This is a genomic window from Providencia manganoxydans (genome assembly GCF_016618195.1).
Taxonomy (GTDB): domain Bacteria; phylum Pseudomonadota; class Gammaproteobacteria; order Enterobacterales; family Enterobacteriaceae; genus Providencia; species Providencia manganoxydans.
On the sequence record NZ_CP067099.1, the window covers coordinates 70,762 to 94,886 of the forward strand.

Consider the following 24,125-nt stretch of genomic DNA (forward strand, 5'->3'; position numbering starts at 1 on the left):
TCACGTTGGGTTTAGCTGATTTTTCACCATTTTGATGAAAAAAAACGCTAACGAAAAGAAAATGCAAAAAAGGGGTTGCCAGAATTTTCTGACTCCCTATAATGCGCATCCACTGACACGGCAAGCCGCTCCGGTGGTGAGGTTTGAAAAATAACCCCGATGACAGTTGAGGTGAAAAAAGAAAGAAAAAGTTAAAAATAATTACTTGACTTTCTGATAGAAAAACGTAGTATACGACACCTCGCGACAACAACCTAAACGGTTAATATCGAAAGATAAAGTCGCAACGCTCTTTAACAATTTATCAGACAATCTGTGTGGGCACTCACAAGACACTATCAAAAAAATATTTGATTTTAAAGTCTTGAAGAGTGACTAACACGTTAATTCATATACATATGAACTAATAGATAATCTGGTTTCTTCGGAAATCAGGCGACAGTAAAACATTCTTTGAGCATCAAACACTTTTAATTGAAGAGTTTGATCATGGCTCAGATTGAACGCTGGCGGCAGGCCTAACACATGCAAGTCGAGCGGTAACAGGAGAAGCTTGCTTCTCGCTGACGAGCGGCGGACGGGTGAGTAATGTATGGGGATCTGCCCGATAGAGGGGGATAACTACTGGAAACGGTGGCTAATACCGCATAATCTCTTAGGAGCAAAGCAGGGGAACTTCGGTCCTTGCGCTATCGGATGAACCCATATGGGATTAGCTAGTAGGTGGGGTAATGGCTCACCTAGGCGACGATCCCTAGCTGGTCTGAGAGGATGATCAGCCACACTGGGACTGAGACACGGCCCAGACTCCTACGGGAGGCAGCAGTGGGGAATATTGCACAATGGGCGCAAGCCTGATGCAGCCATGCCGCGTGTATGAAGAAGGCCCTAGGGTTGTAAAGTACTTTCAGTCGGGAGGAAGGCGTTGATGCTAATATCATCAACGATTGACGTTACCGACAGAAGAAGCACCGGCTAACTCCGTGCCAGCAGCCGCGGTAATACGGAGGGTGCAAGCGTTAATCGGAATTACTGGGCGTAAAGCGCACGCAGGCGGTTGATTAAGTTAGATGTGAAATCCCCGGGCTTAACCTGGGAATGGCATCTAAGACTGGTCAGCTAGAGTCTTGTAGAGGGGGGTAGAATTCCATGTGTAGCGGTGAAATGCGTAGAGATGTGGAGGAATACCGGTGGCGAAGGCGGCCCCCTGGACAAAGACTGACGCTCAGGTGCGAAAGCGTGGGGAGCAAACAGGATTAGATACCCTGGTAGTCCACGCTGTAAACGATGTCGATTTGGAGGTTGTGCCCTTGAGGTGTGGCTTCCGGAGCTAACGCGTTAAATCGACCGCCTGGGGAGTACGGCCGCAAGGTTAAAACTCAAATGAATTGACGGGGGCCCGCACAAGCGGTGGAGCATGTGGTTTAATTCGATGCAACGCGAAGAACCTTACCTACTCTTGACATCCAGAGAATTTAGCAGAGATGCTTTAGTGCCTTCGGGAACTCTGAGACAGGTGCTGCATGGCTGTCGTCAGCTCGTGTTGTGAAATGTTGGGTTAAGTCCCGCAACGAGCGCAACCCTTATCCTTTGTTGCCAGCGATTCGGTCGGGAACTCAAAGGAGACTGCCGGTGATAAACCGGAGGAAGGTGGGGATGACGTCAAGTCATCATGGCCCTTACGAGTAGGGCTACACACGTGCTACAATGGCGTATACAAAGAGAAGCGACCTCGCGAGAGCAAGCGGAACTCATAAAGTACGTCGTAGTCCGGATTGGAGTCTGCAACTCGACTCCATGAAGTCGGAATCGCTAGTAATCGTAGATCAGAATGCTACGGTGAATACGTTCCCGGGCCTTGTACACACCGCCCGTCACACCATGGGAGTGGGTTGCAAAAGAAGTAGGTAGCTTAACCTTCGGGAGGGCGCTTACCACTTTGTGATTCATGACTGGGGTGAAGTCGTAACAAGGTAACCGTAGGGGAACCTGCGGTTGGATCACCTCCTTACCATTGAAGTGTTTTTGTGAAGTGTTCACACAGATTGTCTGATGAAATAGAGTCAACGGTATCATATAGGCTTGTAGCTCAGGTGGTTAGAGCGCACCCCTGATAAGGGTGAGGTCGGTGGTTCAAGTCCACTCAGGCCTACCAAAATCGAATGAATGCTACGTTGTATCTCAGCTCGTTTACCTAGTGTAAACGTCGCTAAGCTACGCCTTGCCTTAATTCGATTTCGTTTTTAATCACACCGATTAAAGACGGCGATGATACTGTCAAACCTGTTATGGGGCTATAGCTCAGCTGGGAGAGCGCCTGCCTTGCACGCAGGAGGTCAGCGGTTCGATCCCGCTTAGCTCCACCATAATACTTTTGAATTATTCAGAATAGATTAGTTAATTAAATAGTCTATTGCGAATAATTATGCTCTTTAACAATCTGGAACAAGCTGAAAATTGAAAACAACGCACATTGTTTATCGCTTAAACAATGTGAGAGTCTCTCAAAAATCTCAACTTGAAGATGTCGTCAACAGACAGAAACCGTCGGGTTTCGTGTCGACTGACAAAAAAGACACCTTCGGGTTGTGAGGTTAAGCGACTAAGCGTACACGGTGGATGCCTAGGCAATCAGAGGCGATGAAGGACGTGCTAATCTGCGATAAGCGTCGGTAAGGTGATATGAACCGTTATACCCGACGATTTCCGAATGGGGAAACCCAGTGCAATTCGTTGCACTATCGTTTGATGAATACATAGTCAAACGAAGCGAACCGGGGGAACTGAAACATCTCAGTACCCCGAGGAAAAGAAATCAACCGAGATTCCCCTAGTAGCGGCGAGCGAACGGGGAGCAGCCCAGAGTCTTAATCAGCATCAGCATCAGGAGAACGGTCTGGAAAGTCCGGCAGTAAAGGGTGATAGCCCCGTATCCGAAGGTGTTGGTGTTGTGAACTCGATGAGTAGGGCGGGACACGTGTTATCCTGTCTGAATATGGGGGGACCATCCTCCAAGGCTAAATACTCCTGATTGACCGATAGTGAACCAGTACCGTGAGGGAAAGGCGAAAAGAACCCCGGCGAGGGGAGTGAAATAGAACCTGAAACCGTGTACGTACAAGCAGTGGGAGCACCTTTGGGTGTGACTGCGTACCTTTTGTATAATGGGTCAGCGACTTATATTCTGTAGCAAGGTTAACCGTATAGGGGAGCCGTAGGGAAACCGAGTCTTAACTGGGCGAATGAGTTGCAGGGTATAGACCCGAAACCCGGTGATCTAGCCATGGGCAGGTTGAAGGTTGGGTAACACTAACTGGAGGACCGAACCGACTAATGTTGAAAAATTAGCGGATGACTTGTGGCTGGGGGTGAAAGGCCAATCAAACCGGGAGATAGCTGGTTCTCCCCGAAAGCTATTTAGGTAGCGCCTCGTGAACTCATCTTCGGGGGTAGAGCACTGTTTCGACTAGGGGGTCATCCCGACTTACCAACTCGATGCAAACTACGAATACCGAAGAATGTTATCACGGGAGACACACGGCGGGTGCTAACGTTCGTCGTGAAGAGGGAAACAACCCAGACCGCCAGCTAAGGTCCCAAAGTCATGGTTAAGTGGGAAACGAAGTGGGAAGGCTCAGACAGCCAGGATGTTGGCTTAGAAGCAGCCATCATTTAAAGAAAGCGTAATAGCTCACTGGTCGAGTCGGCCTGCGCGGAAGATGTAACGGGGCTAAACCATGCACCGAAGCTGCGGCAGCGACATTTAGATGTTGTTGGGTAGGGGAGCGTTCTGTAAGCCTGCGAAGGTGTGCTGTGAGGCATGCTGGAGGTATCAGAAGTGCGAATGCTGACATAAGTAACGATAATGCGGGTGAAAAACCCGCACGCCGGAAGACCAAGGGTTCCTGTCCAACGTTAATCGGGGCAGGGTGAGTCGACCCCTAAGGCGAGGCAGAAATGCGTAGTCGATGGGAAACAGGTTAATATTCCTGTACTGGTGATAATTGCGATGGGGGGACGGAGAAGGCTAGGCTATCCGGGCGACGGTTGTCCCGGTTTAAGGATGTAGGCAGGTGAATTAGGCAAATCCGGTTCACTACATGCTGAGGTCTGATGACGAGTCACTACGGTGATGAAGTAGCTCATGCCCCGCTTCCAGGAAAAGCCTCTAAGCTCTAGATTATCATTAATCGTACCCCAAACCGACACAGGTGGTCAGGTAGAGAATACTCAGGCGCTTGAGAGAACTCGGGTGAAGGAACTAGGCAAAATGGTGCCGTAACTTCGGGAGAAGGCACGCTGGCGCTAGGTGAAGTGGTTTACCCATGGAGCTGAAGCCAGTCGCAGATACCAGCTGGCTGCAACTGTTTATTAAAAACACAGCACTGTGCAAACACGAAAGTGGACGTATACGGTGTGACGCCTGCCCGGTGCTGGAAGGTTAATTGATGGGGTTATCCGTAAGGAGAAGCTCTTGATCGAAGCCCCAGTAAACGGCGGCCGTAACTATAACGGTCCTAAGGTAGCGAAATTCCTTGTCGGGTAAGTTCCGACCTGCACGAATGGCGTAATGATGGCCAGGCTGTCTCCACCCGAGACTCAGTGAAATTGAACTCGCTGTGAAGATGCAGTGTACCCGCGGCAAGACGGAAAGACCCCGTGAACCTTTACTATAGCTTGACACTGAACATTGAGCCTTGATGTGTAGGATAGGTGGGAGGCTTTGAAGTGTGGACGCCAGTCTGCATGGAGCCAACCTTGAAATACCACCCTTTAATGTTTGATGTTCTAACGTTGCCCCGTAATCCGGGGTGCGGACAGTGTCTGGTGGGTAGTTTGACTGGGGCGGTCTCCTCCCAAAGAGTAACGGAGGAGCACGAAGGTTGGCTAAGCATGGTCGGACATCATGCGGTTAGTGCAAAGGCATAAGCTAGCTTGACTGCGAGAGTGACGGCTCGAGCAGGTACGAAAGTAGGTCTTAGTGATCCGGTGGTTCTGAATGGAAGGGCCATCGCTCAACGGATAAAAGGTACTCCGGGGATAACAGGCTGATACCGCCCAAGAGTTCATATCGACGGCGGTGTTTGGCACCTCGATGTCGGCTCATCACATCCTGGGGCTGAAGTAGGTCCCAAGGGTATGGCTGTTCGCCATTTAAAGTGGTACGCGAGCTGGGTTTAGAACGTCGTGAGACAGTTCGGTCCCTATCTGCCGTGGGCGTTGGAAGATTGAAAGGGGCTGCTCCTAGTACGAGAGGACCGGAGTGGACGCACCACTGGTGTTCGGGTTGTCATGCCAATGGCATTGCCCGGTAGCTAAGTGCGGAAGAGATAACCGCTGAAAGCATCTAAGCGGGAAACTTGCCTTGAGATGAGTCTTCCCTGACTCTTTAAGGGTCCTAAAGGAACGTTTAAGACTAAGACGTTGATAGGCTGGGTGTGTAAGCGTAGCGATACGTTGAGCTAACCAGTACTAATGAACCGTGAGGCTTAACCTGACAACACCGAAGGTGTTTTAGAGAGATTGAGTTGTTTTTGAGTAGTGAGAAGCCGAAAGGTGAGGGACACGCAGCTTGTTTGAGATTGAGGTTCTGGTTTGCGTTGAGATAACTGCAAACGGGAACGAAACAGAATTTGTCTGGCGGCAATAGCGCGGTGGTCCCACCTGACCCCATGCCGAACTCAGCAGTGAAACGCCGTAGCGCCGATGGTAGTGTGGGGTCTCCCCATGTGAGAGTAGGGAACTGCCAGACATTAAATTAGTGAAGAAGCCACCCAATGGGTGGCTTTTTTGCGTTTGGAAAGAAATAATATTTTTCATAAATATGATATCGATAAGTAAGCTTTATAACTTTAACAATTAGTTTTTCATAAATTAATTTGTTTAAATGTTAAATGGTGTCTTTTTTAGTTAGACAGCTTTTATAATTTGGCTATTGATATCAATATATAAGCTATAAAAAATGATTTTATGATCACTGATTTTGTTGTTTTATGTTTTCTATTTACCTGCTTTTCTTAAGATACTTTCTCATTAAAATAGATAATAAATGTTAAATTGATGTTGCAAAAAGTTAAATATATACTAGTAATAAGTAACTTAATCAGATGTTATGAATGTTTTGCACACGGTAATGCACTTATTTATCAAGGTGAATAAGATGAAAAATATAAAATCTGTTAATAGCCAAATATTTAGGGATATTGTTGCTGTTAGTAAGCAAAAGGAGCTTGAATTCAATAATGGCCAAGATGGGGCAATAATATTATCTCTATTAGTGATGTTTTTTACGCCCTTTTTATTGCTTAATGAAGTACGCCAGTTTCTACAAATAGATTACAGTTTTGCTGCTATGGCTAGTATCGCGGTGGTTAGCCTTATATTAACCGTTATTCTTTATAAGGTGTTTAAGATTAGCCAAAAATTTGCGGATAAAGAAACATTATTAAATTCATTGTTATCAATGTATGTACCTAATAATAAAGCTGAATTTGAGCGTTTTAAAGTAGAAACAAGAAATGAACCTACTCATTTTTTTGAGTTGATAAATGAGTGGATAAGCACCGAAAAACTGACCTATGCAAAATAACTCAGTTTTATAGGATTAAAAAAGCGGCTCAATTAAAAGCCGCTTTGCTTATGTTTCTTTCTAGAGGTAGTAAAGGTTAATGTGTTTTGCCTTGTTCAATTCCCAAACCAATTTGAGAGCGAACAAACTGTTCTCTAAAACGCTCTCTTTCCATTTTGCCGCGCTCTGAGTTATCCGTTACAGAGAATAGCCACGAAGCTACAAAGGCGACAATCATTGAAAAGAATGCCGGATACTCATAAGGATAAATCGGTTTTTCATGATGTAAGATGCTGACCCAAATGGTTGGACCTAAAATCATAAGCACAACCGCAGTAATTAAGCCTAGCCATCCGCCGGCTAAGGCGCCACGAGTGGTCAGTTTTTTCCAATACATGGATAACAGTATGATAGGGAAGTTACAGCTTGCCGCGATAGAGAAGGCTAAGCCAACCATGAAGGCGATATTTTGGTTTTCAAATAAGATCCCTAATCCGATGGCAACGAATCCTAATATAACGACGGTTATTTTAGATACGCGTAATTCTTCTTTTTCGTTAGCTTTACCATCTTTAATCGCCATTGCATAAAGATCATGGGATACAGCCGAGGCACCGGCTAATGTTAAACCAGCCACAACGGCGAGTATAGTGGCAAATGCAACCGCAGAGATAAATCCAAGGAAGAAATTTCCACCGACTGCATCTGCAAGGTGTACTGCCGCCATATTGGTTCCACCAATAAGCTTACCAGCTGCATCTTTAAAGTCTGGGTTTGCACTAACAAGAACTATCGCACCGAAACCGATAATGAAAGTGAGAATATAGAAGTAGCCAATGAAACCTGTTGCATAGAATACGCTTTTACGTGCTTCTTTCGCATCACTAACGGTGAAAAAGCGCATGATAATATGAGGTAGCCCTGCGGTACCAAACATCAATGCTAGGCCAAGTGAAAGCGCAGATATCGGATCAGAAACTAAGCCTCCGGGACTCATAATCGCGATGCCGTTTTTATGAACTTCTACCGCTTCTTTAAATAGTGTATTGAAATTAAAGCCAACATGTTTCATGACCATGACAGCCATAAATGTTGCACCGGCTAATAAGAGGATTGCTTTGATTATCTGTACCCATGTTGTCGCTAACATCCCACCAAATAGGACGTACAACACCATGAGGATCCCAACGATCACGACAGCGATATGGTAATTCAAGCCGAAAAGCAATTCGATCAGTTTACCTGCACCAACCATTTGCGCTATTAGATAGAGGGCGACAACAACCAGTGAACCTACAGCGGATAAGATCCTTATTGGTCTCTGTTTTAATCGATATGAGGCTACATCAGCGAATGTATAGCGACCGAGGTTACGCAGACGTTCTGCAATAAGAAATAGAATAATTGGCCAGCCGATTAGAAAGCCGATGGAGTAAATCAGCCCATCATAGCCTGATGTATAAACTAGAGCTGAAATACCTAAGAATGATGCAGCAGACATAAAATCGCCGGCAATTGCCATTCCATTTTGAAAACCGGTAATTTTACCGCCAGCAGTATAGTAATCTGAACGGGAGCGAGTTCTTTTTGAAGCCCAGTAAGTAATATAAAGTGTAAATCCGACGAATAACAAGAACATAATAATGGCTTGAATATTGACCGGTTGTCGCTCAACATCGCCCGTCAGTGCATCAGAGAATGCTGCTGAAGAGGCAAAAAGTAGGATAAGGGGTAAGATTTTTATCATTTTTGCACCTCTTTTAGTATTTCAGCGGTTAAGCGATCATATTCACCATTTGCACGAATAACATAGATACCCGTTAATACAAAGGAGATAACAATGAGCCCCACACCGACAGGAATGCCACGGGTGATATAAGAACCTTCAGAGATTGGTGTTCCTAGCCAGCTAGGAGCAAAGGCAATAAGAAAAATAAAACCGACATACAGTATTAATGTGATAGCTGACAACAACCATGAAAATCGACCACGTTTCCTTACCAATTCTTTAAAGCGAGGGTTATTCTCTACCTGTTGATAAGCAGTAGCATTCATCAGAGTTCTCCTCTGTTATACGTTATACTTTATGTAAGGCCGCTCAATAGAGACGGCCTTTTGGCGTTATGACATACTCATTGATTGTTTTTCTTCGAGTAGTTTTTCGACAACACCTGGATCTGCTAGCGTAGAGGTATCTCCTAAGTTACTAGTATCACCTGATGCAATTTTTCGTAGGATACGGCGCATGATCTTACCAGAGCGGGTTTTCGGAAGAGAATCCGTCCAATGTAGAACATCTGGGGTTGCGATTGGGCCGATTTCTTTACGTACCCAATTGCGGACATCGGTATACAACTCAGGTGATGGTTCTTCCCCTGAGATTAAAGTGACATAAGCATAAATCGCTTGCCCTTTAATACTGTGTGGAATACCCACAACGGCTGCTTCTGCTATTTTTGGATGGGCAACTAAAGCTGATTCTATTTCAGCCGTTCCTAGACGGTGACCTGAAATATTTAATACATCATCGACACGCCCAGTGATCCAATAATAGCCGTCTTCATCGCGACGGGCACCATCACCACTAAAATACATCCCTTTGAAGGTTGAAAAATAGGTTTGTTCAAAACGCTCATGATCACCATATAAGGTGCGCGCTTGACCTGGCCATGAATCAACAATCACAAGGTTACCTTCGGTAGCACCTTCTAGAGGCTCACCAAGGTTATCAACCAAAGCAGGACGAACGCCAAAGAACGGTAATGTTGCAGAACCTGGTTTCAGCATCGTAGCACCAGGAAGTGGCGTGATCATAAAGCCACCCGTTTCTGTTTGCCACCATGTATCAACAACAGGGCAACGGCTGTTCCCGATCTTCTTATAGAACCATTCCCAAGCTTCAGGGTTTATTGGTTCACCAACAGAACCGAGGATCCTCAGTGAACTACGGTCGGTACCTTCGATTGCTTTATCGCCTTCAGCCATTAATGCACGGATGGCAGTTGGAGCGGTATAAAGAATGTTAACTTTATGCTTATCAACCACTTGGCTCATACGATTAACAGCTGGGTAGTTAGGTACCCCCTCAAACATTAATGTTTGAGCGCCATTCGATAATGGACCATAGAGTAGATAGCTATGGCCTGTTACCCAACCGACATCAGCGGTACACCAGTAGACTTCGCCTGGATGATAATCAAAAGTATATTTGAAAGTCAGCGTGGCGTAGACCAAATAACCGCCAGTGGTATGCAATACACCTTTTGGCTTACCTGTTGAGCCTGAAGTATAGAGAATAAATAATGGATCCTCTGCATTCATTTCTTCAGGAGGACAGTCTGCGCTAACCCCTTGAACCAAATCATGCCACCATAGGTCACGGCCTTCTACCCAACTCGGTACATTCCCTGTACGACGGTAAACAATGACGTTTTTGACGGTAGTAACATTAGAATTGGTTAATGCATCATCAACATTTTTCTTCAGTGGAATAGCACGGCCAGCACGTAAACCTTCATCGGAAGTAATAATTAGCTTAGCTTTACAGTCGATAACACGTCCAGATACTGCTTCGGGTGAAAAGCCAGCAAAGATCACGGTATGAATGGCACCAATGCGTGCGCAAGCTAACATGGCAACTGCGGATTCAACGACCATAGGCATGTAAATGGCAACCACATCGCCTTTACGAATACCTTGCTGTTTCAGCACATTGGCGAATTGGCTAACATCATGATGTAGCTCACGATAAGTGACATGTTTAGATTGAGAAGGGTCATCGCCCTCCCAAATGATGGCGGTTTGATCACCTTTTTCTGCCAGATGGCGATCTAAACAGTTAGCGCTTAAGTTAAGAGTTCCGTCTTCAAACCAGCGAATACTGATATGGCCTGGGTCGAAGGAGGTGTTTTTTACTCGAGTATAGGGTTTGATCCAATCAACTATTTTCCCTTTCTCACCCCAGAATTGCTCAGGGTTTTGAATAGAGAGTTGATACTCTGTGTTGTACTGTTGCTCGTTTATCAGGGCATTTTCTGCAATTTCAGCAGGAACGGGATGCTTAGTTATTTGAGTCATATTTTTATCTCCTTGCAGATGTTAATACTATGTCAAAAAATGGTTAACTAAAGCAGGAAATATAAATTTGTTTTTCTTTTGCGCGGAAGATCACGTATTAATTGTAATGGATTTAACAGGATTATCATTTGATGCGAAATGTCTAAATGGAATAATTATCTAATTATGTTATTAAAGGTAATATTAAAGAAAATCAAAGGGTGCTAATGTTGGTATTAGTTGCTAAATAAATAGCCAATGCTAGTTAATGAGAAAGACCACATAAACACCATGGGTTTGATAATGATTTTCATTAACAGTAAAATCACTATAATAAAAGTTATTTTCACAAGGTGTGAAGTATGCTCGTGATACTTCAAGTTGCAGGGTTTTCGTTGGGGTATAAGTGACTAGGCTACGCTCGCTGAGTCACCGTGTTTATCTATACTTCTCGACTATCTGCACCTCGAATTATTTAGAGCATATATACCCGATGTGCCGTACCTTTTGAGTAAACGGTGTAAATTAATAAGTCACTGGAGACAATACAATGAGCTATACATTACCTGCTTTACCTTATGCTTATGATGCGCTGGAACCTCATTTTGATAAGCAAACCATGGAAATTCATCACACCAAGCATCATCAAACTTATGTAAACAATACGAATACTGCATTAGAAAAATTACCTGAATTAGCAAATCTAGACATCGATGTGCTTATTCAGCAGCTAGATAAAATCCCTGCTGACCAACGTACTTTTGTGCGTAACAATGCTGGCGGCCACTCAAACCACAGCTTTTTCTGGAAAGGTTTGAAGCTAGGTACAGAGTTGAATGGATCTCTAAAAGCAGCGATTGAGCGTGACTTCGGTAGCGTTGATGCGTTTAAAGACCTGTTTGAAAAAGCGGCTGCTTCTCGTTTCGGTTCTGGCTGGGCTTGGCTGGTTCTGAAAGATGACGGTAAACTTGCTGTTGTTTCAACTGCTAACCAAGATAGCCCTCTGATGGGTGAAGCTATTTCTGGTGCATCAGGCTATCCAATCATTGGCCTAGATGTATGGGAACACGCTTATTACTTGAAATATCAAAACCGTCGCCCTGATTACATTAAAGCGTTCTGGTCAGTAGTAAACTGGGACGAAGCTGCGAAACGTTTTGCAGATAAAACCAAGTAAGTTATTAAATTAACAAAAACTCGTGGGCGTGGTCTTTATTGGCTGCGCCTTTTTTATTTATATTTCAAATTGTAGGTTGGTATCGTAGCCACTAAGTTACAGTGTTTATCTAATGTTCTCCGCCTCTCTTCACTTGCTGCCTATCTATTGCCTCTATCGCTTTCCTTTCCTGAATCAATCTCAGTTTTGTCTCGTTCCAAACTTTTTTGTTTTATTTATAATCAAGTTTATTAATATTGTTAATCTATAAATGTATGCACGGGCTTCATTTGCTCTGAAGTTGAAATTGTCGGCAATAAGGGAAATAAGGAAGATAAAATGGCATCTAGTATGGTGATGGGGATCGATCTTGGTACCAGTAATAGCGCGGTGAGTTTGTGGATTGAAGGACGCTCTGTTTTAATTCCAAATAAACAAGGAGATGTGCTGACACCTTCTGTGATTGGCATTGATGATGACGAGCAGATTTTAGTGGGTCATTCAGCTCGTGCACGTCTGCAAAGCCATCCACAATTGACTCAAGCCAGTTTTAAGCGCTTTATGGGAACCAATGCGACCTTACCATTAGGCCATCTTACTTTTCGCGCAGAGGAGCTTTCAGCCTTACTTTTGAGGCAATTAAAAGATGATGTAGAAGCTTGGCTAGGTTATTCCGTAAAAGATGCAGTGATCACCGTTCCTGCCTATTTTAATGATGTACAACGCCGAGCAGTGAAAACAGCGGGGCAGCTTGCTGGGTTGAACGTATTGAGATTGCTTAATGAGCCAACAGCAGCATCGCTGGCTTTTGGTTTATTGGAAAATAAAGAGCACAAATATTTGACGTTTGATCTTGGTGGGGGAACTTTTGATGTTTCTATTATCGATATGTTTGAAGGGGTCATTGAGGTTTGTGCGAGTAGCGGTGATGTGCGTTTAGGCGGAGATGATTTCAGTGAAGCTATCTATCAATGGATGTTGAATCAACAGCCTCAATTAAAAGCCTCTCAAGCTGAAGTTAGGGCACCGCTGCTGGAAAAAGCAGAATTATTAAAAATCGCTTTAAGCCAAGGGAATGAAGCAACGGTGGCTTGGTCTTGGCAGGATAAAGAGTGGCAATGGACGATGAATGAGCAAGAGTTCAGTACTTGCTGCCAACCTTTATTAACCCGATTGCAGCAGCCAATTGTGCAAGCATTGCATGATTCTCGATTCACTCTCAATGACCTTGATGACATCTTATTAGTGGGTGGTGCTACACGCATGCCTTTAATTCGCCAAACGGTCGCTCGCCTTTTTGGTCGTTTCCCGCGGCATGACCTGAATCCAGATGAAGCCGTTGCATTGGGTGCGGGTGTGCAAGCAGGAATGGTCATGGCTGATGCTGCGCTTGATGATGTTATTTTAACGGATGTGATGCCTTTTTCGTTGGGAATCGAAACCTCTAAAAAAAATGCAGTGCATTATGAGTCAGGTTATTTTTTACCGCTGATCGAGCGAAATACTTTTTTACCTGTTAGTAAGATGCAAACGGTTAGCACAGTTGAAGATAATCAAACACATATTCTATTAAAGATTTATCAAGGGGAAGCTCGTCGTGTACAAGACAACGTGTTTCTTGGTGAAATGGATATTGATATTCCTGCAAAACCTGCGGGAGAGGTAGATATTGATGTCCGATTCACTTATACCGTTGATGGATTGTTAGAAATTGAATGTCGTTATCAAGGCAACCCTGAAGTGTTTCGTCTGGTAATAGAAAAAGTACCGGGGCAGATGAGCGAAGAGCAAATTGCACAAAGTTTACTGAAAATAGCAGATCTAAAACAACACCCAAGAGATAGGCAAGAAAACAGAGTGTTATTAGCACGTTGTGCTCGTTTATATGAGTTTTTACTGGGTGAAGATCGTTATTGGATAGACCAAGTGACAACGGAGTTTGAAAGAGCTTTAGATAGCCAAGATCAGCGCCGTATCGCTGCAATTCGCGAACAGGTCGAGCAATTTTTAGGTCGTTATGAGGGAGACTCACATTAATGAGTATGTGGGAAATACTAGACATCGCCCCAACGGTGGATGAAAAGGAAATTCGTCGTGCCTACGCACGGCAAGTAAAAAAATATCGCCCTGATAGTCACCCTGAGGAATATCAGCAACTACGTGAAGCTTTTGAAGAAGCAAAACAATATGCGCTGTACGCTGATTTTCATGACAGTGAGGACGATGATGACCAATCTTTAATTTCCATTGATTCATCAACAGTGGAAGAAGAGGTTTCAGATTCACCTTATCAATCTGAACTGACGATGACCTACCCTCTTTCTAATATCAATGTGCTTGAGACTCCTGTTGAAATAGATGCATTACCCGTTGTTGAGATCCCTTATAACTCGGAGCAACTTGAGCGTATTGCTGGCCTGTTAATTAAAGATGAAAAGTTTGGCATGAACGAACTTGCCTTACTATGGGCTGAGGTAGCCGAACGGGGCAGCTTACTCATTCATCAGCAGTTTCATGAAGAGTTTTCGTGGGTATTATCACAGCAAGAAGGCCTTACTGAAGCCATTGTCGAACATGTTTCAACATTTTTGGGCTGGCGGCTGAATGAATATAGCTCAACACACACCATTCCGTTCTATGTACAAAATGCAATTAATGAGCAACTACGCCAAACTGAGGTCGCTCGTGCTTGGAAACAATGTCAAATCGAAGCGGCACAAGGCGATTATCTGGTTGCTGCATCAATGCGTTTATTGGTAAGTGAGCAAGAAAAAGTCTCTTTCAAAGTTCGCTTGATCCCTGGACTCATTCCTCAAATATCACAGCAAGTTGAACAATTAACCTATGAATATCCAGAACTGAAAGATAAATTCAATCCAGCGGTGCAGTCCTTTGTACAGCAACCTAGGATAGCGTTTAATTGGCGTGGTATTTTTTTGTGTGTATTTTGGGGGTTACTGCTGAATATGGTGGCTGCCCGACCAGAGGTTAGCCCCACGGTTGCAATTATTGCTGCCGTTATCATTGTTTTTTATTTATTTATTAGCGACATAATAATGTTTTGGCTACATTCAAAACCAAAACTATTTAAATGGTTTTTGATAATTGAATTCTTTGTGACCCTGTTAGTGGTGCTGAATTTAATTATTGGCCTGTTTTTATCGTTATCGACTTTCTTTGTTGCGTTAGATGTGGGACCTGCGCAAGGTGCTAGAGCAATGGTCTTTTTTATCTTTATTGGCTTAGCATGGTATGCGTGGCCGAGAAATAAACCTTTATTGCGCATGCCCGGTATGGCGCTGTATAGAATATTTGCGAGCCCTTGGATTATTTTAGAGTGGTTTAAATTTTCATGGTTTTCATTGACTTGGTTGGTGGTTATCTATTTGGTTTACTATCGAGTGGCTTATGAGCTACTGAAGTTTTTTACGTTAGAGCACCAATTAGGTTTATGATAATCTCCAGTCATAAATATTAATTTACTGAATTTAAAGCCATTATTAAGGTGTGATATCAATGTTAATTCATCCACAAGTCTATATCGGCCAAGTTCAATCTACACGTGCGTGTGGAAATAGTGCGATTCATAAGCGTCAAGTTGATGGGTTGTTATCATTAGGGCAGTTAGGGCTTGAGGGTGATGAACAAGCTGAAAAACGTTTTCATGGTGGTCCAGATCGCGCATTATGTCATTACCCAGCAGAGCATTATCAATTTTGGGTAAATGCTTACCCTGAACTTGAAGCGCTATTTGTTCCTCCTGCTTTTGGTGAGAACATTTCCACACAAGGTATGACCGAACAAAATGTTTTCATTGGTGATATTTATGCATGGGGCGATGCACGTATTCAAGTTACCCAGCCTCGTTCCCCTTGCTATAAGCTTAATGGTCTCACAGGTATTGAAAATTTCGCACAGATGATGCAAGAAAATGGGCGCTGTGGTTGGCTATATCGTGTGGTAAAAACGGGTTCTGTGAGCGCTACAACACCCATAAAGCTTTTAAGTCGCAATAGTGATGTGTCAGTACAAGAAGCCATTATGATCGCTTTTCATGCACCATTTGATGAAGAGTTATATCATCGCCTATTAGCAACAGCAGGGCTGTCTGCTAGCTGGAGCCTAACTATGCAGAACAGATTAGAACATCGGCGAATTGAAGAGTTCAGCCATCGGCTGTTTGGCAAACGGGGTTGATATAAAGAGGTAAGTAATGCGATATGATTTAAATGACCTCTACTATTACGTTAAAGTTGTTGAACATGGCGGGTTTTCACAAGCGGGTCTTGCTTTGGGGATCCCGAAATCTAAGCTGAGCCGTCGCATTGCTGATCTTGAGCAAAAACTCAATGTTTCTTTAATTTACCGCTCAACTCGCCAATTTCATGTGACTGAAATCGGTCAAACCTTTTATCAGCAATGTAAAAACGTGGTTGAGGAAGCGGAGTTAGCTGAAGAGTTGATTTGTTCTGTACAAACTCAACCTAAAGGAACCATTAAACTATCTTGTCCTATCGCGTTATTACAGGTGTATATGCAAGATCTGCTCATCGATTTTATGGTTAAGTGTCCTGAAATCAATATTCAGATTTTAGCGGTTAATCGTCCTGTGGATGTCATCAGTGAGGGGTTAGATTTAGCGCTTCGAGTTCGCCCACGGCCATTAGATGATTCTGGGCTAATGATGAAGGTGTTAGGTTATTCACAACGCTTATTGGTTGCTAGCCCATTGTTGTTTAAAGAAAGCCCTCCATTACAAACACCAGAACAGCTGGTGGATTACCCTATGTTGGCCAATTCTGAGCATTCACAGCGTTATACCTTGACCTTGAAACATAACGATGAATCGAGTTTCACACAGCATTTCACCCCTAGATTAGCGACAACAGATATCTTGACGCTACATAAGGCGACATTGAGTGGTCTTGGTATTGCGCGGTTACCACTTGAAGTGGTTGAAAAGGAATTAAAAACGGGTGAACTGATCGAAGTGCTACCTGAGTGGCATTTTCCTGAAGGTATCATTCATGCGGTATATCCTTCAAGGAAGGGGATGTTACCTGCCGTGAAATTGTTATTGATGTATTTAGCTGAAAATATACCTGCGGCAGCAAAAAAATCAGTTCCCCGATAAATGTATTATCAGGGAACGATTATGTTTAATGATCTTGTGTAATACGACCAAATTTTCCGTTATTAAAATCATCAATAGCGTCTTTGATATCTTGCTCACTATTCATGACAAAAGGTCCGTAACCGACAACAGGTTCATTGATCGGATCACCACTTAAGAACAGCACCAATGCATCTTCAGTGGCTTCTAGGATGATATTGGTGTCGCTATCATCTAGAATGATTAATTCACTTTCGTTTATATTCGCTCGACCATCGACAATTACTGATCCGCGTAAGATCACTAAGCCTATATAACGACCTGCTTTGGTTTGAATACCAACGTTTTTACCTTTATTGAGTTGTAGATCCCACACATCAATAGGGGTAAATGTACGAGCTGAGCCCGCATTGCCAAGATAGTCACCTGCGATAACTCGTAATGTTCCCGCTTCATTTGGCAAAGCAATATTGGGTATTTGGTGACTTTCTAGCAATTGATACCCTGGAGCGGCCGATTTGTCTTTTGCAGGTAGGTTGACCCACAATTGCACCATATCTAGTGTACCGCCCGTTTTCATAAAATTATCTGAGTGGTATTCCTGATGCAAAATACCCGATGCCGCAGTCATCCACTGGACATCACCCGGTCCGATGACCCCACCTTCACCAGTTGAATCATGGTGAGCAACTTCACCACTATAAACAATAGTGACTGTTTCAAAACCACGGTGTGGATGTTCTCCTACCCCTCTATTTCCTGTATTTGACGGTGGGAAATCAGTCGGGCCAGCGCGGTCGAGTAATAAAAATGGGTTCAGATATTTTCCGTGATTGCTATAACTAAACAATGAACGGACAGGAAAGCCATCACCAACCCAGTGGCCTAGTGGTGCATTATAGATACCAATGATTTTTTTCATGGTTGTGCTCCTAAAATCTGTTTTGATGAGCAGATCATAGAGCAGTGTTTAGGGAAGCAGTAGTAGCAAAAATAGGCTTCATTGTTTCATTTTCGGAACAATGAATGCATCGCTAATTATTCTATTTTTAGAATTGTGTTTATCAAAATTGTGACTACTCAGAAAGAGGGTAATTAGTTATTGTAAATCATAATATGATATTTAATGTTTCTACCAAGGTGTAAAAGGTTATTGATCAATAATGAGTAATTAAGTTCTCACCGTTAGTTTATAGAATGTGTCGCTAGGTCGCTTAGGTTTTTGATAAGCGGCCTATACTCGTCATACTTCAAGTCGCAGAGCTTTTCATTAAGGTATAAATGACTACGCTTAGTTAGCTGAATCAAAGTGTTTATCTATGCTCCTCATCTACCTTCGCTTGTCACCTACCTGCAACTCGAATTGTTTTGAGTGTATTTATATTATTTCTATAAATTACAGGAGAATTGAATGAAAAAATTAGTTGCCCCTTTATTAGCTTCACTGTTTTTCGTTGGCAATGCATATGGGGAAATGACTCAAGCTAGTACACAAGAAAAACCATTAAATATTATTAATTTGTATGAGTTGGCTGACGAGGTATCAAAAAACATGGATAAAGGTGCTTTTGGATATATTCGTGGTGGTGCTGAAGATGAACTGGTTTTGGAAAACAATAGGCGCAGCTTTAATCAAAAATTTATTTTGCCTCGAGTCATGCAAAATATTGAAACTTCGGATATTGACTTATCAACACAACTGTTCGGGATCCCTTTAAAAACACCTATTATTCAATCTCCTATGGCCGCTCAAGGGTTAGCTCATCAAGATGGTGAACTGGCTAGCGCCAAAGGTATGGCGAAGGCGGGGTCTATTTTCTCATTAAGTACTTATAGCAATAAAACGATTGAAGAAGTGGCCAAGGTTGCAGGAGAAAACCCGTTTTTTTTCCAGTTTTATCTCAATAAAAACACTGAATTTAATGCGTTTATACTGAATTATGCAAAACAAAATGGAGCTAAAGCGATCATTTTGACGGTAGATTCGACAGTTGCAGGTTATCGTGAAGATGATGTGCGTAATAATTTTAACTATCCTGGAAAATTTGCCAACTTAGAAGCATTTGAAAAATATCAGCGGGGTAAACAGCAGCTGACGCCAAGTGAAGTTTTAGTCGAAGCTAAACAAGCATTAGTTTTTTCTGATATTCAATATGTTAAACAGCTTTCAGGATTGCCTGTGATTGTTAAAGGGATCCAATCGCCTGTCGATGCGCATCATGCTATTAAGGCTGGCGCTGATGCTATTTGGGTTTCAAACCATGGTGGTCGCCAGTTAGATAGCGGTCCAGCTTCATTTGATATGCTACCTGCAATTGCAAAAATGGTTAATAAACGGGTACCAATTATATTCGATAGTGGGGTGCGCCGTGGTTCTCATGTATTCAAAGCGCTCGCTAGTGGGGCGGATATCGTTGCAGTAGGAAGGCCGATTTTATATGGTTTGCATTTAGGTGGTGCAGAGGGGGTCAATTCAGTGATAGAGCATCTGAATAAAGAGCTTAGGATTAATATGCAATTAGGTGGCGTAAAGGATATTGAGCAGATACAGCGAACAGTGCTTTATACTCAGACTGAACTGGAAACTCGTTTTCTACAGTAAAAGGTCGCCAACAACGTTTAGTTAGCGACCATAAATTTATTGTATCGATTAAGGGCGTTTAACAAAACCGATGGCTTGATATACTTTATCCAGTGTTTCTTGCGCACGAGCTGCTGCTTTGGTTGCACCTTCATCCATGATTTTATTGAGTAAAGCTTCATCATTACGGAAGTGGTGGTAACGCTCTTGCAAGGTCGTCAACATCCCTGCCACGGCTTCAGCAACGGCACCTTTTAGATGACCGTACATCTGGCCTGCAAATTCAGTTTCCAGCTCAGGGATGCTTTTACCTGTAATGCCTGACAGAATATCTAACAGGTTTGATACCCCAGGTTTATTTTCAATATCATAAATAACACGAGGTGGCTCTTCTGAATCTGTCATGGCACGTTTAATTTTCTTCGCTGCACCTTTTGGATCTTCAAGTAGAGCGATCAGGTTATTGCGGTTTTCATCCGACTTAGACATTTTCTTTGTTGGATCTTGTAATGCCATTACGCGAGCGCCGCCACCTGTTGGAATAAACGGATCTGGTACGGTGAAGATATCCCCATAAATCGCGTTAAAACGTTGGGCTACATCGCGGCTTAATTCAAGATGCTGTTTTTGGTCAATCCCAACAGGAACTTTGTTGGTTTGGTATAGCAAGATATCTGCCACCATTAATACAGGATAATCAAATAGACCGGCGTTGATATTTTCTGAATGACGCGCTGATTTGTCTTTAAACTGAGTCATGCGGCTTAATTCGCCAAAGTAGGTATAGCAATTCAGTGCCCAGCTCAGTTGTGCATGTTGTGGAACATGGGATTGGACAAATATAGTACTTTTTTGGTGATCGATGCCGCAAGCAAGATAAAGTGCTAATGTATCGAGAGTTCTTTTACGTAGTTCGTCGGGATCTTGACGAACTGTGATGGCATGTTGGTCAACGATACAGTAGATGCAATCGTAATCATCTTGCATCTGTACCCACTGACGCAGCGCACCCATGTAGTTACCGATGGTTAATTCACCGGAAGGCTGCGCGCCGCTGAATACGATAGGTTTTTGGGATGGCTTTTGTGTTGCAGTGGGTTCACTCATTTCTTTTTATATCCTTTCGTTATTTTGTATCAGATAAGCCAATGCTAGGCAGGATATCTGAAAAGTGTGTTAATACACAGTCAGGCTCACTTAGTGCGATAGATTCGCCATAGTTATAACCATAGGTTAGGCCAACACAAGGGCACTGTGCACTTTGTGCAGCGATAATATCATTACGGGAATCACCAACAAAAAGCAATTCCTCTTTTCGTAAACCAAACTTACCCATTGTTAGATACAACGGGGCTGGATGAGGTTTCTTCTCTTTTACATCATCGCCACCAAGCACCAGTGAAAAATAGCTGTCGATAGCCAGCTTTTTGAGAAGTGGTGCGATAAAAGGAGTCGGTTTGTTGGTCACAATCGCCATAGGTAAACCATGTTGTGACAGTTTTTCGAGGGTTTCTTTCACTTCAGGAAACAGCTCACTACCTGTTGTGACTGATGTTGCATAGAACTTATCAAAGCTGTGGCGCGTTGCCTGATGAAGCTCAGGTGTGATGGTTGCTCCCGCCCATGTTAATGCGCGGTCAATCATGACATCAGCACCATTACCTACCCAAATGGAAACGCGCTCTTTGCCTGCGGGCGAAAAACCTTGCTCTACTAAGGCGTTATCCAGTGCTTCGGCTAATCCACCTGCACTGTCAACCAGAGTACCATCTAAATCAAATGCAATTGCTTTAATGTTTTCTAAACTCGGCTGTGTCATTGAGATACCTTTTGTAATTCCTTACGCATTTGATCAATGACGGCTTTGTAATCGGGCTGACCAAAAATGGCAGATCCTGCAACAAAGGTGTCTGCACCAGCAGCGGCAATTTCCGCAATGTTGTCGATTTTAACACCGCCATCGATTTCCAAACGAATATCATAGCCGCTCTCATCGATCATTTTACGGACTTGGCGCAATTTAGTGAGGGTCTGTGGAATAAAAGATTGCCCACCAAATCCAGGGTTCACTGACATCAGTAAGATCATGTCCACTTTGTCCATAACATACTCTAAATGACTCAGTGGAGTGGCAGGGTTAAATACGAGTCCAGCAGTACAGCCATGTTCTTTTATCAGCTGTAATGTTCTATCGACATGTTCACTCGCTTCAACATGGAAGCTGATATGACTAGCACCTGCTTTAGCAAAATCAGGAATAATTCTGTCAACGGGTTTGACCATCAGGTGAACATCAATAGGAGCTGTGATGCCATAGTCACGTAGTGCTTTACAAATAGGCGCGCCAAATGTGAGATTAGGGACATAATGGTTATCCATAACATCAAAGTGTACGATATCAGCACCTGCGGCCAGTACTTTTGCGGTGTCTTCACCTAAACGGGCAAAATCTGCAGATAAAATAGATGGGGCAATGAGAAAATCTTTCATTATTGTCTCCGATTATTTAAATGTTACCTGAGAGTCATTTCACGCCGGGCGAGAAGTGCTTAGCAGTTGTTTTCACAATTTGTTTTGGCAGATTGAGGGTTGGCTCACCATTATACAACGCTAGCAGTTCATTTACTTTATTTCGGTTAAGTATATTCCGGCTGATAGTACGACGCACTTTGACTATGTGTAATTTAGCTTGATGATACCATTCACGAGTTGCGGGTGTGTCATGATTTGAAATCAGAACGGGAATTTTGCGATCTGAAGACAAATAGTGGGCTAACTGAGCTAAGTTTCTTTGTTCTTGTGCACTAAAAGCATTGGTATGATACGCAGTGAAGTTTGCCGTCTCGGAAAGTGGTGCATAAGGCGGGTCACAATAAATCACTGATCCTGATTCCGCAGATAAAAGAGTACTTTCATAATGTTGGGTGATAAAGGTTGCCTTTTGTGCTTTGTCTGCAAACCACAATAGTTCTTCTTCTGGGAAGTAAGGTTTTTTATAGCGGCCAAATGGCACGTTAAATTCACCGCGTGAGTTGTAGCGACATAGACCGTTGTAGCAATGGCGATTTAAATATAAAAATAATACGCTACGCTTGATAGGATCTATGGAACGATTAAATTCTTCACGTTTTAAGTAATACTGCTCAGCGGTATTAAATTCAGGCGTAAAGATCTCGCGCACCTCCCCAATAAATGAGTCTGTGCGATATTTTACAGTATTGTAGAGGTTGATTAGGTCACTGTTGATGTCAGCTAGGACGTAAGCGTCATAGCTGGTGTTTAGGAAAACAGAACCAGCTCCTACAAAGGGCTCGATCAGACAATCCCCTTGTGGAAGATGTTTTTTGATATCCTCCACTAGTGGGTATTTGCCGCCGGCCCATTTCAAAAAAGCGCGTGTTTTTTTCATGCCGTCTTATTGTTACAAACGTTTAGAGTAAAATTGAGTACTCTGTCAGGACAGCATAGTGCGCCCGCTATAAAACGTTATTATTTTTGATCCTGTTGAACTTGTTTCATATTTCTTACCCATGGCTTTTTCGCTTGGATATCAGCAGGTAAAGTGGAAATTGCACTTTTTGCTTCATTCACTGAGCGATAATTACCATGGATTAATACATACCAAGTTTTCCCATTGCGGATTGTTTTATAAACTTTATAGTTCGTCAGTTTATGTTGTTTAGCGAAAGCTTCTAATGTGTCAGAGCGGCTTGCACTGCTTAATTGTAATGTATAGTTCCCTGCTGGTGCAGACATTAAGTTACCACTTTGGCTATTGCCTGCGGTGGCGGTTTTCGCCGGCTGTTTTGGTTGTGCCGGTTGTTTGGTTTCAACAGGTTTTGTTGGAACTTTTTCTGGTTTTACTGGCGTTGTCTGTGGGTTTTGCACAGATGGCGTCTGAGTAATTGGCGGTGGAGCAATATTTTGTGTTTGCGTATTATTTGTTGAACCTTGGTTAATTGATTGGCCTTGGTTCAATGCATCTGCAACATCACCTGGGATTTCTATCCGTTCACCATAATTATTTTGCTGCTGTTGTGGTTCGCTCTGAGTTGGAGTTGGACTCACTGGCGGCATGTTGATTTCTTGGGTTTGACCTTGCTGTGAACTATTACTCAATGAGGAAGAACCTGACAGATCGATATTACGTCCACTTGAGTCAGAACTATCAATTTGCTGCTTTTCATGTTCAGTTGGTGCTTTTAAGGCTGAGCTAATGGCAATAATCAACAATAACAGTACCAATACACCGACACCAATCATAATGTGCTGGCGTGATAACGTCAGCTTAGGCTTTGCCGATGATGATTGTTGACGGCTACGACCTGTTGGTCGGTCGGATGTATCTGGCCGTAGATCATTTTGTGCTTGAGGCTGATTATCTGGTTTAAATTCGTCCATTTTGCCCTCCCAAAAATATATTGCTTTGTAATCGAGATAAATGTGTCTCTGTATTACGGCTGCTTACTAGCTAGTAGTGTATACCTGCAATCCTGCAAAGGATAGTTTTCGTCATCCCGTTTTTCATATGATATACGAAATAGCTAACACATAGTTAAAAGTCTAAGTGTTTGAGTTAGTGTTGTAACCTGAAACTTTAGATATATGGCATAATTTAACGACTTTAAGACATATCTGCCAGAAACATTTT

The 24,125-nt window shown here is 43.1% G+C and carries 16 protein-coding genes, 2 tRNA genes and 3 rRNA genes; 12 read left to right on the top strand and 9 right to left on the bottom strand.

Translation table 11 applies throughout. The features are described from left to right. Window positions 1–471: 471 nt before the first annotated feature. The 6 genes from JI723_RS00300 (at window position 472) to JI723_RS00325 (ending at window position 6,589) form a co-directional block, all read left to right on the top strand. Window positions 472–2,011: ribosomal RNA gene (locus JI723_RS00300) — 16S ribosomal RNA — on the top strand. 67 nt (window positions 2,012–2,078) lie between these two features. Next, a tRNA-Ile gene (locus JI723_RS00305) sits at window positions 2,079–2,155 on the top strand. Between the two features lie 135 nt (window positions 2,156–2,290). Further along, window positions 2,291–2,366: transfer RNA gene (locus tag JI723_RS00310), tRNA-Ala, on the top strand. Between the two features lie 226 nt (window positions 2,367–2,592). Continuing rightward, window positions 2,593–5,497, top strand: a 23S ribosomal RNA gene (locus tag JI723_RS00315). Between the two features lie 139 nt (window positions 5,498–5,636). Continuing rightward, a 5S ribosomal RNA gene (gene rrf / locus JI723_RS00320) occupies window positions 5,637–5,752 on the top strand. Together the 16S, 23S and 5S rRNA genes with 2 tRNA genes alongside form the textbook arrangement of a ribosomal RNA operon. A 408-nt stretch (window positions 5,753–6,160) precedes the next feature. After that, window positions 6,161–6,589: a hypothetical protein gene (locus tag JI723_RS00325; protein WP_272580639.1), complete on the top strand. Its 429-nt coding sequence runs from the start codon at window positions 6,161–6,163 to the stop codon at window positions 6,587–6,589. Window positions 6,590–6,665: 76 nt separating this feature from the next. Here JI723_RS00325 and actP read toward each other — a convergent pair whose 3' ends face one another. The 3 genes from actP to acs all read right to left on the bottom strand — a co-directional run bounded on the left by actP (window position 6,666) and on the right by acs (window position 10,645). Then, window positions 6,666–8,315 carry a cation/acetate symporter ActP gene (gene actP / locus JI723_RS00330; RefSeq protein WP_070927482.1) on the bottom strand — a complete coding sequence of 550 codons (1,650 nt, stop codon included), beginning with the start codon at window positions 8,313–8,315 and terminating at the stop codon, window positions 6,666–6,668. Then, entirely contained in the window at window positions 8,312–8,623 is a 312-nt protein-coding gene (locus JI723_RS00335; RefSeq protein ID WP_070927484.1) for a DUF485 domain-containing protein, read from the bottom strand. Before JI723_RS00335 ends, actP begins: the two co-directional genes overlap by 4 nt. A 66-nt stretch (window positions 8,624–8,689) precedes the next feature. Beyond that, entirely contained in the window at window positions 8,690–10,645 is a 1,956-nt protein-coding gene (acs, locus tag JI723_RS00340; RefSeq protein ID WP_070927486.1) for an acetate--CoA ligase, read from the bottom strand. 529 nt (window positions 10,646–11,174) lie between these two features. Between acs and sodA the strand changes: the two genes are divergently transcribed. The 5 genes from sodA to JI723_RS00365 all read left to right on the top strand — a co-directional run bounded on the left by sodA (window position 11,175) and on the right by JI723_RS00365 (window position 16,914). Next, complete coding sequence (gene sodA, locus JI723_RS00345) at window positions 11,175–11,801, top strand: superoxide dismutase [Mn] (protein WP_070927488.1); 627 nt, start codon at window positions 11,175–11,177, stop codon at window positions 11,799–11,801. A 318-nt stretch (window positions 11,802–12,119) separates the two neighbouring features. Continuing rightward, window positions 12,120–13,817 carry an Hsp70 family protein gene (locus JI723_RS00350; RefSeq protein WP_337979693.1) on the top strand — a complete coding sequence of 566 codons (1,698 nt, stop codon included), beginning with the start codon at window positions 12,120–12,122 and terminating at the stop codon, window positions 13,815–13,817. Next, window positions 13,817–15,235, top strand: a complete 1,419-nt coding sequence (locus JI723_RS00355; RefSeq protein WP_272580637.1) for a J domain-containing protein — start codon at window positions 13,817–13,819, stop codon at window positions 15,233–15,235. The genes JI723_RS00350 and JI723_RS00355 overlap by 1 nt, the downstream gene beginning before the upstream one ends. 61 nt (window positions 15,236–15,296) lie before the next feature. Further along, window positions 15,297–15,977 carry a 6-hydroxyaminopurine reductase gene (gene yiiM / locus JI723_RS00360; RefSeq protein WP_272580636.1) on the top strand — a complete coding sequence of 227 codons (681 nt, stop codon included), beginning with the start codon at window positions 15,297–15,299 and terminating at the stop codon, window positions 15,975–15,977. Between the two features lie 16 nt (window positions 15,978–15,993). Beyond that, complete coding sequence (locus JI723_RS00365; RefSeq protein ID WP_070927497.1) at window positions 15,994–16,914, top strand: LysR substrate-binding domain-containing protein; 921 nt, start codon at window positions 15,994–15,996, stop codon at window positions 16,912–16,914. A 25-nt stretch (window positions 16,915–16,939) separates the two neighbouring features. Here JI723_RS00365 and JI723_RS00370 read toward each other — a convergent pair whose 3' ends face one another. Next, complete coding sequence (locus JI723_RS00370) at window positions 16,940–17,815, bottom strand: pirin family protein (protein WP_272580635.1); 876 nt, start codon at window positions 17,813–17,815, stop codon at window positions 16,940–16,942. A 489-nt stretch (window positions 17,816–18,304) separates the two neighbouring features. Here JI723_RS00370 and JI723_RS00375 point away from each other — a divergent pair, with 489 nt between their 5' ends. Continuing rightward, the gene (locus tag JI723_RS00375; protein WP_272580634.1) at window positions 18,305–19,495 is read left to right on the top strand and encodes a lactate oxidase; all 1,191 of its coding nucleotides are present in this window, start codon (window positions 18,305–18,307) and stop codon (window positions 19,493–19,495) included. 48 nt (window positions 19,496–19,543) lie between these two features. Here the strand turns inward: JI723_RS00375 and trpS are convergent, their stop codons facing one another. From trpS to JI723_RS00400, 5 genes are all read right to left on the bottom strand, one after another. Further along, the gene (gene trpS, locus JI723_RS00380; RefSeq protein WP_272580633.1) at window positions 19,544–20,581 is read right to left on the bottom strand and encodes a tryptophan--tRNA ligase; all 1,038 of its coding nucleotides are present in this window, start codon (window positions 20,579–20,581) and stop codon (window positions 19,544–19,546) included. A gap of 19 nt (window positions 20,582–20,600) precedes the next feature. Continuing rightward, window positions 20,601–21,293, bottom strand: a complete 693-nt coding sequence (locus tag JI723_RS00385) for a phosphoglycolate phosphatase (protein WP_070927503.1) — start codon at window positions 21,291–21,293, stop codon at window positions 20,601–20,603. After that, window positions 21,290–21,964 (bottom strand): ribulose-phosphate 3-epimerase, encoded by a 675-nt coding sequence (rpe, locus tag JI723_RS00390; RefSeq protein WP_070927505.1) that lies wholly within the window; start codon window positions 21,962–21,964, stop codon window positions 21,290–21,292. Before rpe ends, JI723_RS00385 begins: the two co-directional genes overlap by 4 nt. A gap of 34 nt (window positions 21,965–21,998) precedes the next feature. Beyond that, the gene (gene dam / locus JI723_RS00395) at window positions 21,999–22,883 is read right to left on the bottom strand and encodes an adenine-specific DNA-methyltransferase (RefSeq protein ID WP_140187129.1); all 885 of its coding nucleotides are present in this window, start codon (window positions 22,881–22,883) and stop codon (window positions 21,999–22,001) included. An 80-nt stretch (window positions 22,884–22,963) separates the two neighbouring features. After that, window positions 22,964–23,875 carry an SPOR domain-containing protein gene (locus tag JI723_RS00400; RefSeq protein WP_272580631.1) on the bottom strand — a complete coding sequence of 304 codons (912 nt, stop codon included), beginning with the start codon at window positions 23,873–23,875 and terminating at the stop codon, window positions 22,964–22,966. Window positions 23,876–24,125 lie beyond the last annotated feature (250 nt).